This window comes from Janthinobacterium sp. GW822-FHT07H10 (assembly GCF_058798675.1).
Map to the genome: position 1 here is coordinate 43395 of NZ_JBXAKS010000019.1, position 14563 is coordinate 57957.

Genomic DNA, 14563 nt, shown 5'->3' on the forward strand with positions numbered 1-14563 from the left:
GCCATGCAAGGTCAAGTTTTTTTGGCAACGCATCCTTTACACTGGCGCTAAGTAATCCTCAGGGAATTACTGTGAATTTATGAAGTACAGAAGCGGATGCCATGCAAGGCGCATGCTGCTAACAGTGCGAGCACTGTTAGCAGTAGGTAACGCCGCAGAGCGCCGCTTATGGACGTCAGAAATCCCAATAATTTATTGGGGTTACCTAGCCGCTCCGGCAATCCATGAGGCCAGAACATGAGCATCCGTAATCTCGACAAGCTGTTCAAGCCGGCCTCGGTAGCCCTGATCGGCGCCACCGCGCGCGAACGCAAGCTGGGCGCCATCGCCCTGTACAACCTGCTGGGCGGCGGCTATCAGGGCGATCTCTGGCCCGTCAATCCCAAGTACGACGAGCTGATGGGCCTGAAATGCTACCGCAAGCTGGCGCAGCTGCCGAAGGCGCCGGACCTGGCCATCATCTGCACGCCGCCGGCCACCATCACGGCCCTGATCCGCGAACTGGGCACGCTGGGCACGCGCGCCGCCATCGTCATGACGTCGGGCCTCGACCCCGTGCGCGAGCAGTCGCTGCGCCTGGCCATGCTGAAAGCGGCAAAACCGCACCTGCTGCGCATCCTGGGGCCGAACAGCATGGGCTTGCTGGTGCCGAAGCTGGGCCTGAACGCCAGTTTCGCCCACCTGGGGGCGACGGCCGGCAAGATCGCCTTCGTGTCGCAGTCGGGGGCGCTGGTGTCGGGCGTGCTCGACTGGGCCAACGCGCATGGCGTGGGCTTTTCCAAGTTCATTTCGCTGGGCGCCAGCTACGACATCGATTTCGGCGACCTGCTCGACTACCTGGCCGGCGACATCGACACGGCCGCCATCCTGCTGTACATGGAAGACATCCAGGCGGCGCGCAAGTTCATGTCGGCGGCGCGGGCGGCCGCGCGCAGCAAGCCCGTCATCGTGCTGAAAGCGGGGCGCGAAGCGGAAGGCGCGGCCATGGCGGCCTGGCACACGGGCGCGCTGGCCGGTTCGGACGCCGTCTACGACGCCGCCATCCGCCGCGCCGGCATGCTGCGCGTGTACTCGGCCGAGGAACTGTTCGATGCCGTGGAAACGCTCACGCATATCCGCTCGCAGCGCGGCGAGCGCCTGGCGATCCTGTGCAACGGCGGCGGCCTGGGCGTGATGGCCACCGATGCGCTGGTGGGCAGCGGCGGCAAGCTGGCCGAGCTGTCGCCCGATACCGTGATCGCGCTGGATAAGGCGCTGCCGCGCGGCTGGTCGCACGACAACCCCGTCGGCTTGCCCGGCGACGCGCCCGTGCAGCGCTACGTGGACGCCATCGCGCCGCTGCTCGACGAAGCGCAGGCGGACGCCTTGCTGCTGCTGCACGCGCCGACGGCCATGGTGTCGTCGGTCGACATCGCCGAAGCCGTCACGCCGCTGATCAAGGCCACGTCGCGCACGGTGCTGTCCTGCCTGCTGGGCGGCACCACCGTGGCGCCCGCGCGCCAGATCTTCAACCGCGCCGGCATTCCCACCTACGACACCCCGGAAAAAGCCGTGCACGGCTTCATGCAGATCGTGCAGTACCGGCGCAACCAGGAAACCCTGATGCAGGTGCCGGCGCAGCTGCCCATGTCGGCCACGCCGCGCCGCGCGCGCGTGCGCGAAATCGTCGCCGCCGCGCTGGCCGCCGGCCAGACGGTGCTGGGCGAATGCCGCTCGAAGGAAATCCTGGCCGCCTATGGCATACCCGTGGCCATCACGCGCATGGCGGCCGACGTGGAAGAGGCGCTGGCCGTGGCGGCGGACATCGGCTACCCGGTGGCGCTGAAAATCCATTCGCCCGACATCGCGCACAAATCCGACGTGGGCGGCGTGGCGCTCGACCTCGATACGCCCGACATCCTGCGCACGGCGGCGGCCGCCATGGAGAAGCGCGTGCGCCGCATGCGTCCCGACGCGCTGATCGACGGCTTCACGGTGCAGCAGATGGCGCGCCGTCCGCAATCGCATGAACTGATCGTCGGCGTCACGACGGACGCCGCCTTCGGCCCCGTCATCCTGGTGGGGCAGGGCGGCATCGCCGTGGAAGTGACTGCCGACCACGCGATCGGCCTGCCGCCGCTGAACATGGTGCTGGCGCGCGACATGCTGGCGCGCACGCGCGTGTCGAAACTGCTGGCCGGCTACCGCAACCAGCCGCCGGCCGACATCGACGCCATCTGCTACACGCTGATCCAGGTGGCCGAACTGGTGGCCGACATCGGCGAGCTGGCCGAACTCGATATCAACCCGCTGCTGGCCGACGCCCACGGCGTGATCGCCCTCGATGCGCGCATCCGCCTGCAGCCGGGCCAGAAGAGCGACCGCCTGGCGATCCGCCCGTATCCGCAGGAACTGGAGGAGCAGGTGACGTGGATGGACCAGCCCATCCTGCTGCGTCCCATCCGTCCCGAGGATGCGCCGCAGCACATGGAACTGTTCCACGCGCTGGACCCGGACGACGTGCGCCTGCGCTTTTTCACTTCCATGCGCGAACTGCCCGTATCGCAGCTGGCGCGCCTGACGCAGATCGACTACGACCGCGCCATGGCCTTCATCGCCACGCACACGGGGCCGGACGGCAAGCCGGAAACCCTGGGCGTGGTGCGCGCCGTGGCCGACCCGGACAATATCCATGCCGACTTCGCCATCGCCGTGCGCTCGGCCCTGAAGGGCAAGGGACTCGGGCATATCCTGTTTGAAAAGCTCGTCGACTATTTCCGCAGCCGCGGCACGGAGGCGCTGGTGGGCGAGGCCATGGCGCGCAACAAGGGCATGCAGCGGCTGGTGAAAAGCTTTGGCGGCGACGTCACGCCGTCGGAAGAGCCGGGCGTCGTCAACCTGCATATCGGCTTGCGCGCGCCGTAAAGGAAAGCGCGAGAAAGCGCGGCTGGCCCGCTGCGGGTTTGTGCAGGATCAAACCCGCCCCTGTCGGTAGTCTTTACACTTTCATTTCCAGGATGATCTATCCGGCACGCTTTGGGAGTGAGTGCATGCTAACGGCAACATACATATTGGTTTCCCTGTCAGTGGAGCAGGCGAGTATTCGCATGAGTTTGCTTGCCTTTCAAAAATACATGCATGTGCAGCTGCGTCACCAGAGCCGCCTGAGCCTGGCCCAGATGCAGTACACGGGAGACTGGTTGAGCCGGCTGTACCAGGGGGGCTACTGGCGCAAGGTGGAGATGTATCTGATTCCCGCCATCCGCCAGGCCACGCCCCATGCCGATGGTTTGCTCAATGAGTTGAACGGCTTGAACCACGCCGCGCTGGAAAGCATCAATGCCGTGCAGCAGCGCGCGGGCGCCGCCATCGACAATTCCGAATTGCAGGCCGAACAGTTGTGCGCGGCCATCGACGCCTTTTGCGCCGCCTTGCTGCAGCGCCTGGAAAAGGAGGAGCGCGAACTGTTCGCGCTGGCGCGCAAGGTCATCGTGGGCGAGGCATGGTTCGCCATCGCCTACCAATTCCTCGCGCACGATGCGCGCGCCCAGGAGGCGCGCCGCGGCCGGGCGCAAGTGCTGCCTTTCGTGTTGCCGGCCGCCGGCACGCCGGACGCCGCCACGGCAATCCCGGACGCCGCTGCCGGCGCCGGGCCGCTTGCACCGGATCAGCCTCAGCGCGCGCGGGCTTGAACCGGTAGCGAGCGCACACGGCGCAGGGCGGCACGGGCCGCTGCCGCGGTTTTGCCGTGAAGGCGGCGCCGGCATGGGGAAAATGCTTGCTTTAATTTTTACTTGATTCATTTGGCAACTTGTTCAGCCCTGTCCGATGCGATACCCCGGGCTTTGTTATGATGGTGGTTTTGATCCACGCGAAACCCGTCATGTTCGAATTTCTTTTCAAGCGTTCTGCCAGCAAGCCATCCGCACCAGACCCTGTCGTGGCAGAACAGGCCGCCGCCTCGGCGCAGAGCGCATCGCGCCGCGCCGAACAGGTGGCGCGTGCCCATGCCGTGGCGGGCGACGAAGCCGCCGCCGTTGAATTCATCGTGTCCAGCGAATTTGCCGATGCCCGTCTGATCGCTGCCGAACACGTCCATGCCTTGCCCCTGCTGGAAAAAGTCCACCAAGCCATGCGCAACACGGACCGCCGCGTTGCCAAGCTGATGCAGGGCCGTATCGACTTGATCCGCCATCAGGCGGCCGAGACGCAGCGCGCCCAGGCCAGCATCGACACGGCGCAGCGCCTGTTGAGCGATGAAAAGCTGAGCCCGAACCAGGTGGCCGAGCTGGACCGCCAGTGGCAGGTCATCAAGGCCACGCCCGAGCTGGCCGCCGCCTTTGCCGCCGCGCGTGCCGCGCTGGCCGCCCGCCTGGAAGCGCAAGTGCTGCTGCAGCGCGCCGTGATCGACGCCGTGGCCGCCGCGCGCGCGCTGGCGAGCAATGGCCAGTCCGCCGAGCAGCTGGCGCAGGCGCTGGCAAGCCTGGACGCGCAGCATGCACGCCACGCGCAGTCGCCCGAACGCGCTTCCTTGCCCAAACATCTGGAAAGCGACTTTGCCCAGGCGCGCGAGCAGGCGCAGTCCGCCCTGCAGGCGCTGCAGCAGCACCAGGCCGTGTTCGATGCGCGCCAGGTCGCGCTGGCCGGGTGGCAGGCCCAGGACGCCGCCACGCTCGACGCCGACGCCTTGAAACGCGCCTGGCAAGCCTTGCCGCGCCTGCCCGAGTCGCCGCTGTCCGACAGCCTGCAGCAGCAATTTGCCGCCCTGCTGGCCAGCGCGCCGGCACCCGCGCACAGCGCCGTGGCCGCCGCCACGCCTGCGCAGGCCGAGCCAGCGTCGCGCAAGCCGCGCCAGGAGCATGCGCCCGTGTCCAAGGAAGCGACGGAACAGTTTGTCAAGACCCTCGACGCCATGGAAGCGGCGCTGCAGGATGGCTTGCTGCACGTGGCTTCCGAGCACGACAAGACCTTGCGCGATAGCAAGCATGGCCGCCTGACGCCGGCCCAGTCCGACCGCCTGGCCCATGTGCGCGCCGAATTCAAGCGCCTGGCCGACTGGGCGCGCTGGGGCGGCAACGTCTCGCGCGAAGAACTGGTCAAGGCGGGCGAGGAATTGCCGGCGCAGCAGCTGGCCATGGCCGAGCTGGCCAAGAAAGTGGGCAGCCTGCGCGAACGCTGGAAGTCGCTCGATACCCTGTCCGGCCCGGCGCCCAAATCCCTGTGGGAGCGTTTCGACGCGGCCTGCAGCGTGGCGTACGCACCGGCGGCCCAGCATTTCAAGCAGCTGGCCGAAGAACGCCACGGCAATGCGGCCAAGGCACAGGAACTGATTACGGAAACGGCGACCCTGGCTGCCGAAGAAAGTACCGACTGGAAACACATCGCTTCCGCCTCGCAGCGCTTGCGCCAGGCCTGGACGCGCCTGGGCACCATCGACCGCAAGGAAAAGAAACGCCTGGACGCCGAGTTCGGCGCCGCGCTGGACGCCCTGTCGAAGCCGCTGGACACGCAGCGCCAGATCGAGACGGCGCGCCGCGAACAATTGATCGTCGAAGTGGGCTTGCTCAAGCCGTCCGAGCGCAACACGGTCGACATGCTGAAAGCCCTGCAGGATAAATGGCAGGAGCTGGCCAAGGCCCTGCCGCTGGAACGCCGCGCCGAACAGGCGCTGTGGCAGCGTTTCCGCGCCGCCTGCGACGATATCTTTGCCAAGCGCAAGGAAACGGCCCATGCGGCCGACCACGAGCGCCGCGAACACCTGCATGCGCGCGAAGCGCTGTGCGCGGCACTGGAAACGGCGGTCGTGCCGGACGGCGACGACAGGGCCCGCACGGCCTTTATCAACCACTTGCTGCGCGACACGCGCGCCGCCTGGAACGCCACCGGTCCCGTGCCGCGCGCCAGCGAAGCGAAGATCGAACAGCGCTACCAGGCGGCCGTTGCCGGCGTGCAGGCGCAGGCCGACGCCATCGCCGAGCGTGCCGGCGCGGCGCAGGCGAACGCCTTGCGCGACAAGCTGCGCCTGGCGCAGGCGCTGGAGACCGTCATCGCCGATGGCGGCGACAGCGCCGACGCGCAAGCGTGGGGCGAGCGCTGGAGCGCCTTGCCGCCGCTCGACGCCCAGTACGAACGCAGCCTGCAGCAGCGCTTTGCCGCCGCCCAGGCCGCACTGGGCGAAGGCAGCGCCGCCTATGCGCAGCAATTGCAGGCCAACCAGGCCCGCTTGCTCGATGAAGTGCTGCGCCTGGAAATCGTCGCCGGCGTCGACAGCGGTGCCGAATTTGCCCGCGACCGCCTGAAGATGCAGGTGGAAGTGCTGCAATCGTCGCTGAAGTCGGGCCAGAAGCCGCTCACGCAAGTGTCGCAGCTGATGCAGCTGTGCGCGATACCCGCCAGTACCGATGCGCGCACGGCCAGCCGCATCGAAACCCTGCTGCGCCGCATCGGAGGCCATGCCAGATGAGCACTTCCGTCCGCGTCCAGCAGGCCGATTTTGACCTGACTCAAGAAATCGCACAATTGCGTGCAGGCAACCCCAAGGTGGGCGCCGTCGTCGGCTTTGTCGGCACGGTGCGCGACATGAACGAGGGGCTGGACGTGGCGGCCATGGAGCTCGAGCATTATCCGGGCATGACGGAGAAATCCATCGAGGCCATCGTCGAGCAGGCGCGCGCGCGCTGGCCGCTGTCCGGTGCGCTGGTGATCCACCGCGTCGGCCCCTTGCTGCCGCAGGAGCAGATCGTGCTGGTGGCCGTGTCGTCCGCGCACCGGGGCGAGGCGTTCGCCGCCTGCGAGTTCATCATCGACTATCTGAAGACGGAAGCGCCGTTCTGGAAGAAGGAAGACACGCCCGACGGGGCGCGCTGGGTCGATGCGCGCGACAGCGACGAGACGGCCCTGGACAAATGGGCGGCAAAAGCAAGCCCCATTTGAAGCGTGCGCGCGGCGCACGGTAGCATTTGCCCAAGTGCATCGGTTTTCTGCTTTGTGTATGCTTGAAAAGTACTGCCTCACCCCAATTTGGTTAACAACTAATTAACCGGGAGCGCTTTTCATGCGACAAGATAAACTGACTACCAAATTACAGGAAGCCCTGGCCGATGCGCAAAGCTTGGCCGTGGGCAATGACAATCCCTATATCGAACCAGTTCACCTGCTGACGGCCCTGTTGAACCAGGACGACGGCGGCGCCCGCTCGCTGCTGCAGCGGGCCGGCGTCAACGTGGGCGGCCTGTCCAAGGCCCTGGGCGCCTCCATCGAACGCCTGCCGAAAGTGTCGGGCACGGGCGGCGACGTGCAGGTCAGCCGCGAATTCGTGGCCTTGCTGAACCTGGCCGACAAGGAATCGCAGAAGGCGGGCGACCAGTTCGTTTCCAGCGAGATGGTCTTGCTGGCGATGACGGAAGACAAGTCCGACTGCGGCAAGCTGGCGCGCGAAAATGGCTTGAGCCGCAAGGCGCTGGAAGCGGCCATCGAGGCTGTGCGCGGCGGCAACAAGGTCGATTCGCAAGAGGCCGAAGGCCAGCGCGAAGCCTTGAAAAAATACACCCTGGACCTGACGGAGCGGGCGCGCAAGGGCAAGCTCGACCCCGTGATCGGCCGCGACGATGAAATCCGCCGCACCATCCAGATCCTGCAGCGCCGCAGCAAGAACAACCCCGTGCTGATCGGCGAACCGGGCGTGGGCAAGACCGCCATCGTCGAAGGCCTGGCGCAGCGCATCGTCAACGGCGAAGTGCCCGAATCGCTGAAAGGCAAGCGCGTACTCTCGCTGGACATGGCGGCCTTGCTGGCCGGTGCGAAATTCCGCGGCGAATTCGAGGAGCGCCTGAAATCCGTGCTGAAGGAACTGGCCATGGATGAAGGGCAAACCATCGTCTTCATCGACGAGATGCACACCATGGTGGGCGCGGGCAAGGCCGAAGGCGCGATGGACGCCGGCAATATGCTGAAACCGGCGCTGGCGCGCGGCGAACTCCACTGCGTGGGCGCCACCACGCTCGACGAGTACCGCAAGTACATCGAGAAGGATGCCGCGCTGGAGCGCCGCTTCCAGAAAGTGCTGGTCGACGAGCCGACCGTGGAAGCGACCATCGCCATCCTGCGCGGCTTGCAGGACAAGTATGCGCTGCACCACAAGGTGGAAATCACGGACGCGGCCATCATTGCCGCGGCCGAACTGTCGCACCGCTACATCACGGACCGCTTCCTGCCCGACAAGGCGATCGACCTGATCGATGAAGCGGCGGCGAAGATCAAGATCGAGATCGATTCCAAGCCGGAAGTGATGGACAAGCTGGAACGCCGTTTGATCCAGTTGAAGATCGAGCGCGAAGCCGTGAAGAAGGAAAAAGACGAAGCGTCGTTGCGCCGCCTGGGCCTGATCGAGGAAGAAATCGTCAAGCTGCAGCGCGAATACAATGACTTCGAGGAAATCCTGAAGGCGGAAAAAGCCGTGGTGCAAGGCAGCACGCACATCAAGGAAGAGATCGAGAACGTCAAGCTGCAGATGGAGCAGGCGACGCGCGAGAGCAACTGGCAGAAAGTGTCGGAATTGCAATATGGCAAGCTGCCCCAGCTGGAAGCCCAGCTCAAGCAGGCCGACAGCGGCATGCCGAAGGTCGATCCCGATCATCCGAAGCTGCTGCGCACGGAAGTGGGCGCCGAGGAAATCGCCGAAGTGGTGTCGCGTGCGACGGGCATTCCCGTGTCGCGCATGATGCAGGGCGAACGCGACAAGCTGCTGCACATCGAAGAGAAACTGCACGAGCGCGTGGTGGGCCAGGATGAAGCGATCACGGCCGTGGCCGATGCCATCCGCCGTTCGCGCGCCGGCTTGAGCGACCCGAACCGTCCATATGGCTCGTTCATGTTCCTGGGACCGACGGGCGTCGGCAAGACCGAGTTGAGCAAGGCGCTGGCGACCTTCCTGTTCGATACGGAAGAATCGATGATACGCATCGACATGAGCGAGTTCATGGAGAAGCATTCCGTGGCTCGCCTGATCGGCGCGCCGCCCGGCTATGTCGGCTACGACGAGGGCGGCTACCTGACGGAAGCCGTGCGCCGCAAGCCGTACAGCGTGATCCTGCTCGACGAAGTCGAGAAGGCGCACCCGGACGTCTTCAACGTGCTGCTGCAAGTGCTCGACGATGGACGCATGACGGACGGCCAGGGCCGCACGGTGGACTTCAAGAATACCGTTATCATCATGACCTCGAACCTCGGTTCGCATAAAATCCAGGCCATGGAAAGCGATGACCCCGGTGTCGTGAAGCTGGCCGTGATGGCCGAGGTGCGCTCGCACTTCCGTCCCGAGTTCGTCAACCGTATCGACGAAATCGTCGTGTTCCACGGCCTCGACGAGAAAAACATCGGCGCGATCGCGAAGATCCAGCTGAAGATTCTCGAAGAACGCCTGGCGCGCATGGACATGGCGCTGAGCTTGACGGACGCTGCCTTGCAGCAAATCGCCGAAGCGGGCTACGACCCGGTGTATGGTGCGCGTCCGCTGAAGCGGGCGATCCAGCAGCAGATCGAAAATCCGCTGTCGAAGCTGATCCTGGAAGGCCGCTTTGGCCCGAAAGACGAGATCCGCATCGACGCCCAGAATGGCAACCTGGTGTTTACGGGCGCCACGGTGGGGCTGGACAAGGTGTAACGTTGTCCGGGGCCTGGCCCCGGCAGTGAAAGCAGGGCGGTATCGGGCTGGACCTGATGCCGCCCTTCTTGCTATCATCGGCACTATTTTCTGACTAATTCCGGAGGCGGTACGATGGCAAACACATGGCAAGCAGGGCGGCGCATTCGAGTGGGATTGACCTTGGCGGCAGCCGTGCTGGCATTGCCTGCCTACGCCCAGGAAGAGAAAGTACTGAATATCTACAACTGGTCGGACTATATCGGCGACGATACGATCAAGAATTTTGAGAAGGAAACGGGCATCAAGGTACGCTACGACGTTTTCGACAACAACGAAATCCTCAACGCGAAACTGGTGGCGGGCAAGTCCGGCTATGACATCGTCGTGCCGACGGCCCAGTGGGCGCGCCTGCAGATCGATGCGGGCCTGCTGCGTAAACTCGACAAGAGCAAGTTGACGAACCTGGGCAACCTCGATCCGGGCCTGCAGGCGAAGCTGTCGAAGATCGACCCGAACAACGATTACCTGGTCGACTGGCTGTGGGGCTACACGACCGTGGGCATCAACGTCAACAAGGTCAAGGCGGCGCTGGGCGGCATGCCCATGCCCGAGAACGCCTGGGACCTGGTCTTCGACCCGAAGTACGCGTCGAAGCTGAAGTCGTGCGGCGTCTCCTTCCTCGACTCGCCGTCGGAAGTGCTGCCGGCCGCGCTGCAATACCTGGGCAAGCCCGCGTATTCGAAAGCCAGCGCCGACTACCAGGAAGCGGGTAAGGTGCTGCAGGCGATCCGTCCCTACGTTACCCTGTTCAGCTCGTCAGGCTACATCAATGACATGGCCAACGGCTCCGTCTGCGTTGCGCTGGGCTGGTCGGGCGACATCAATATCGCGCGCCAGCGCGCCATCGACGCGAAAAACGGCAACGTGATCCAGGTGCTGGTGCCGAAGACGGCCGCGCTGATGTTCGACACCATGGCCATCCCCGCTGACGCGCCGCACCCGGGCAACGCGCACCTGTTCATCAACTACATCCTGCGTCCGCAAGTGCATGCCAGCCTGAGCAACAAGGTCTTCTACGCGAATCCGAATCCTGCCAGCATCAAGTATGTGCGCAAGGACATCGGCGAGAACAAGGCCATCTTCCTGCCGGACGCCGACAAGCAGCGCATGGCCGCGCCGGAAGCGACCACGGCCGATATCCGCCGCCTGATGACGCGCATCTATACGAAGTTCAAGACGGGAGTGTGAGGTAGGGGCGCCCTGCAAAACAGTAGCGGGCGCAAGGGCGTTGTGATCGCGAAGCGGAACTGTGCCGTGCACGGGGCCGCTGCGGCAGCGAGCATCGCCGCTTGCAAATCGCCACGCGCAGTACGTTTTGTCGGGAGATACAAGGATGGCGCGAGAGACGGACCTGTAGGCCGTCGCTGGCGCCATGCGATAGTGCCGAGGTGAACACTACTCGTGATAGCGATCCATCAGCTTGTGGTTGCTGCCGCGCATTTCTTCGATCAGTTCAAAGGCGACGAAGCCGATGATGGCGGCGAAGATGGCGATGAAGAGAAAAACGAGGAAGGTTAACATGGTCTTTCAGCCGCCGTTGGACGGCTGTCCGCTGGGTTGCTCAAGGTGACAGGGCAGTGCTCCGACACGTAGTTGATGCAATTAAACTCTAGCAGATCGGCCGCGCTTTACAAGGCTGCTGTGTTGTAAATTCCACCAGTATTTGTTCCAGCGCATTATTTTTCATTTTTCCCTGTCTGACCACCAGGCCATGCGCCATCACGGCCTTCAGATACACGCTGACGGGCTCGCCTGGTTCGGGCCGGGAAAACCTGTGCATCCTGCGCTGGCCTTGCGCATTGTCCCTATTTCACGACGAGATCATGCGCCATCACGGCCTTTCAATACACGTTGACGGGTTCGCCTGGTTCGTGCCGGGAAAACCTGTCCATCCTGCGCTGGCCTTGCGCATTGTCCCTATTTCACGACGAGATCATGCGCCATCACGGCCTTCAGATACACACTGACGGGTTCGTCCGTTTCGCGCCGGGAAAACCTGTCCATCCTGCGCTGGCCTTGCGCATTGCCCCTATTTCACGACGAGATCATGTGCCATCACGGCCTTTAAATACACGCTGACGGGATCGCCTGGTTCGCGCTGGGAGAACCACCAGGCGCTGGCCTTGCGCATTTCCCATTCCTGTTCTTCGCCCGTCAGCAGCAGGGCGGCCGCCTGGCCCAGGGTGGGCTGGTGGCCGACGATGAGCACGGTTTCCTTGCCGCCGGGCCAGTTGGCCGCCTTCAGGATGTCTTCCGCTTCCGCGCCGGGCGCCAGTTCCGGCATCAGCTTGAACTTGCGTCCCAGCGCCTCGGCCGTCTGCAGGGTGCGCAGGGCCGGGCTGACAAGGATGCGGCAATTCTCGGGCAATTGCGAAGCGAGCCATTCGCCCATGCGGCGCGCCTGTTTCTGTCCCTTGACTGTCAGTGCGCGCTCCAGGTCCGGCACGCCCGGCTCGGCTTCTGCGTGCCGCCACAAGATGAGGTCCATGCTGTACTCCTCTGTGTTGAACGTCGTTATCGCTTATTCGCCGACCTCCGCGCCCGGCGTGCCCAGTGTCTGCATCAGGTATTGCTGGGCGCTGAACGGGCTTTGCTTGCCGCGCGGCTTGCGGCGCGCATAGTGGCCCGTCGGCTCCAGTTCCCATGCATTCGTATTATCCTTCAAATACGGATTCAGGCCCTCGGCGATCACGCGCCGCTTCAGCGCCCGGTCGAGTATCGGGAAGGCCACTTCCACGCGGCGGAACAGGTTGCGGCTCATCCAGTCCGCGCTGGCCAGGTAAACATCGTGCGCCAGGTCATTGCGGAAGTAATAAATGCGGCTATGCTCGAGGAAACGCCCGATCACGGAGCGCACCTTGATGTTTTCCGACAGCCCAGGCACGCCCGGCTTCAGGGTGCAGGCGCCGCGCACGATCAGGTCGATCTTCACGCCATCGGTCGAGGCCGCATACAGGGCGCGGATCACGGATTCGTCGACCAGCGCGTTGACCTTGACGATGATGCGGCCGCGCCGGCCCGAGCGGGCGATCTTCGCCTCGTTGCGGATAGCCTTGATGATCTCGCTTTGCAGGCCGAACGGCGCCAGCCACAGGTGGTTCAGGTTGTGCGGCTTGGTCAGGCTGGTCAGGTGGATGAAGACTTCATTCACTTCCACGGCCAGGTCCTGGTTCGCCGTCAGCAAGCCGAAGTCCGTGTACAGCTTGGTGGTGGTGGGGTGGTAGTTGCCGGTGCCCAAATGCGCATAGAAGCGCAGCGCGCCTTCTTCGCGACGGATGACGAGCGCCACCTTGGCGTGGGTTTTCAGGCCGACGACGCCGTACACCACTTGCGCGCCAGCCTGCTCGAGCTTGTCGGCCCAGTTGATATTGGCTTCCTCGTCGAAGCGCGCCATCAGTTCCACGATGACGGTCACTTCCTTGCCCATCTTCGCCGCCGTGATCAAAGACTCCATCAAGTCCGAGTTCATGCCCGTGCGATAGATGGTTTGCTTGATGGCAACGACGGATGGATCGTAGGCGGCGCTGCGGATGAAGTCGATGACCGTCTGGAACGACTGGTAGGGGTGGTGCAGCAGGATGTCGTGCTTGTTCAGCGCGGCAAAGATGTCGTTGCCGATGGCTTTGTGCGCGAGGCCGGGGAAGAACGGCGGGAAACGCAGCGCGGGCTGCTTGACGTGGTCGATCATCTCCGACAGGCGCACCAGGTTGACGGGGCCGTTGACGCGGTACAGGCGGCTTTGATCCAGGTTGAACTGGTCGAGCAGGAACTGTGACAATTCCGGTGGACAGTTGCGTGCCACTTCCAGGCGCACCGAGGTGCCGAACTGGCGGCCCACGAGTTCGCCTTTCAGGGCCTGGCGCAGGTTCTTGACTTCATCTTCGTCGACCCACAGGTCGCTGTCGCGCGTGACGCGGAACTGCGAATAGGCAATCACTTCGCGCCCGGCGAACAGGTCGGAAATGTGGGCATGGATGACGGACGACAATAAACAGAAGGACACGCCGTCGCCGGAAATCTCGTCCGGCAGCTTGATGACGCGCGGCAAGACACGGGGCGCCTTGACGATGGCGATGGCCGTGCCGCGGCCGAATGCATCCTTGCCGCTCAGCGACACGATGAAATTGAGACTCTTGTTGACCACTTGCGGGAACGGGTGGGCCGGGTCGAGGCCGATCGGCGTCAGCAGGGGCCGCACTTCGCGGTCGAAGTATTGCTTTACCCACGCGCGCTGCGCCTCGTTGCGGTCGCTGTCGCGCAGCAAATGCACGCCCGCTTCGCGCAGGGCCGGCAAGACGTCGCTATTTAATATCTCGTACTGGCGTTCCACCAGCGCATGGCATTCCTTGCCGATGCGCTCCAGGTTGGCCGCCAGGGCAGGGTGGCCGGCCAGCGAACCGCCGATGCTGCCGGCCGCCAGCAGGCTGGCCACGCGCACCTCGAAGAACTCATCCATGTTGCTGCTGACGATGCACAGGTAGCGCAGGCGCTCGAGCAGGGGAATGTTCGGGTCTTCCGCCTGGGCCATCACGCGCCGGTTGAAAGTCAGTTGCGACAGCTCGCGGTCAAGCAGGATGCCCGATTTGGTCACTTCCATGTGCAGTTCAGGTTTCATATTCTTTTGTCTTTGCAGATGATTAATTCTAGCGGTATTTTTGCTTGTATGACGCGCAATGAGTGTAATCATGAAATATGACGTAGCCGTGACATATTCTGTCATAAAGCATGGAGGCGGATGTCATTTTCGGCCGTCAAAACGGCGATTTCCCGGGCGTAGGCAAATATTTCAAGAAATCTGACGCATGTCATAAAGCTGTCATATTCGCTTGCTAGACTGCGCAGCATTCAACCGGGACTTTGAGCCCTAACAACCCTGAGGAC

The 14563-nt window shown here is 63.9% G+C and carries 9 protein-coding genes; 6 read left to right on the forward strand and 3 right to left on the reverse strand.

Annotated elements, in window-relative coordinates; all coding sequences use genetic code 11:
- Positions 1 to 237: 237 nt before the first annotated feature.
- The 6 genes from AC1RDJ_RS26630 (at position 238) to AC1RDJ_RS26655 (ending at position 10870) form a co-directional block, all read left to right on the forward strand.
- A complete protein-coding gene (locus AC1RDJ_RS26630; RefSeq protein WP_493029241.1) occupies positions 238 to 2904 on the forward strand; it encodes a bifunctional acetate--CoA ligase family protein/GNAT family N-acetyltransferase in 2667 nt (888 codons plus the stop codon).
- A 182-nt stretch (positions 2905 to 3086) separates the two neighbouring features.
- Positions 3087 to 3671, forward strand: a complete 585-nt coding sequence (locus tag AC1RDJ_RS26635) for a hemerythrin domain-containing protein (RefSeq protein WP_071324420.1) — start codon at positions 3087 to 3089, stop codon at positions 3669 to 3671.
- Between the two features lie 191 nt (positions 3672 to 3862).
- Positions 3863 to 6442: a DUF349 domain-containing protein gene (locus AC1RDJ_RS26640; RefSeq protein ID WP_493029242.1), complete on the forward strand. Its 2580-nt coding sequence runs from the start codon at positions 3863 to 3865 to the stop codon at positions 6440 to 6442.
- A complete protein-coding gene (moaE, locus tag AC1RDJ_RS26645) occupies positions 6439 to 6912 on the forward strand; it encodes a molybdopterin synthase catalytic subunit MoaE (RefSeq protein WP_493029243.1) in 474 nt (157 codons plus the stop codon). Before AC1RDJ_RS26640 ends, moaE begins: the two co-directional genes overlap by 4 nt.
- 121 nt (positions 6913 to 7033) lie before the next feature.
- Positions 7034 to 9640, forward strand: coding sequence for an ATP-dependent chaperone ClpB (clpB, locus tag AC1RDJ_RS26650; RefSeq protein ID WP_071324418.1), 2607 nt, complete (start codon positions 7034 to 7036; stop codon positions 9638 to 9640).
- Between the two features lie 114 nt (positions 9641 to 9754).
- Positions 9755 to 10870, forward strand: coding sequence for a polyamine ABC transporter substrate-binding protein (locus tag AC1RDJ_RS26655; protein WP_289889037.1), 1116 nt, complete (start codon positions 9755 to 9757; stop codon positions 10868 to 10870).
- A gap of 207 nt (positions 10871 to 11077) precedes the next feature.
- Here AC1RDJ_RS26655 and AC1RDJ_RS26660 read toward each other — a convergent pair whose 3' ends face one another.
- From AC1RDJ_RS26660 to ppk1, 3 genes are all read right to left on the reverse strand, one after another.
- On the reverse strand, positions 11078 to 11203 hold the full coding sequence (locus AC1RDJ_RS26660) for a hypothetical protein (protein ID WP_257786856.1): 126 nt from the start codon (positions 11201 to 11203) through the stop codon (positions 11078 to 11080).
- Between the two features lie 508 nt (positions 11204 to 11711).
- Positions 11712 to 12170 carry a phosphohistidine phosphatase SixA gene (sixA, locus tag AC1RDJ_RS26665; protein WP_070304180.1) on the reverse strand — a complete coding sequence of 153 codons (459 nt, stop codon included), beginning with the start codon at positions 12168 to 12170 and terminating at the stop codon, positions 11712 to 11714.
- Positions 12171 to 12203: 33 nt separating this feature from the next.
- Positions 12204 to 14297: a polyphosphate kinase 1 gene (gene ppk1, locus AC1RDJ_RS26670; RefSeq protein ID WP_493029244.1), complete on the reverse strand. Its 2094-nt coding sequence runs from the start codon at positions 14295 to 14297 to the stop codon at positions 12204 to 12206.
- Positions 14298 to 14563 lie beyond the last annotated feature (266 nt).

Bases quoted from the DNA above. Each gene is read 5' to 3' on its own strand.
- clpB (WP_071324418.1), top strand. From the start codon at position 7,034: ATGCGACAAGATAAACTGACTACCAAATTACAGGAAGCCCTGGCCGAT.
- AC1RDJ_RS26655 (WP_289889037.1), top strand. From the start codon at position 9,755: ATGGCAAACACATGGCAAGCAGGGCGGCGCATTCGAGTGGGATTGACC.
- AC1RDJ_RS26640 (WP_493029242.1), top strand. From the start codon at position 3,863: ATGTTCGAATTTCTTTTCAAGCGTTCTGCCAGCAAGCCATCCGCACCA.
- ppk1 (WP_493029244.1), bottom strand. From the start codon at position 14,297: ATGAAACCTGAACTGCACATGGAAGTGACCAAATCGGGCATCCTGCTT.
- AC1RDJ_RS26635 (WP_071324420.1), top strand. From the start codon at position 3,087: ATGAGTTTGCTTGCCTTTCAAAAATACATGCATGTGCAGCTGCGTCAC.
- AC1RDJ_RS26660 (WP_257786856.1), bottom strand. From the start codon at position 11,203: ATGTTAACCTTCCTCGTTTTTCTCTTCATCGCCATCTTCGCCGCCATC.
- AC1RDJ_RS26630 (WP_493029241.1), top strand. From the start codon at position 238: ATGAGCATCCGTAATCTCGACAAGCTGTTCAAGCCGGCCTCGGTAGCC.
- sixA (WP_070304180.1), bottom strand. From the start codon at position 12,170: ATGGACCTCATCTTGTGGCGGCACGCAGAAGCCGAGCCGGGCGTGCCG.
- moaE (WP_493029243.1), top strand. From the start codon at position 6,439: ATGAGCACTTCCGTCCGCGTCCAGCAGGCCGATTTTGACCTGACTCAA.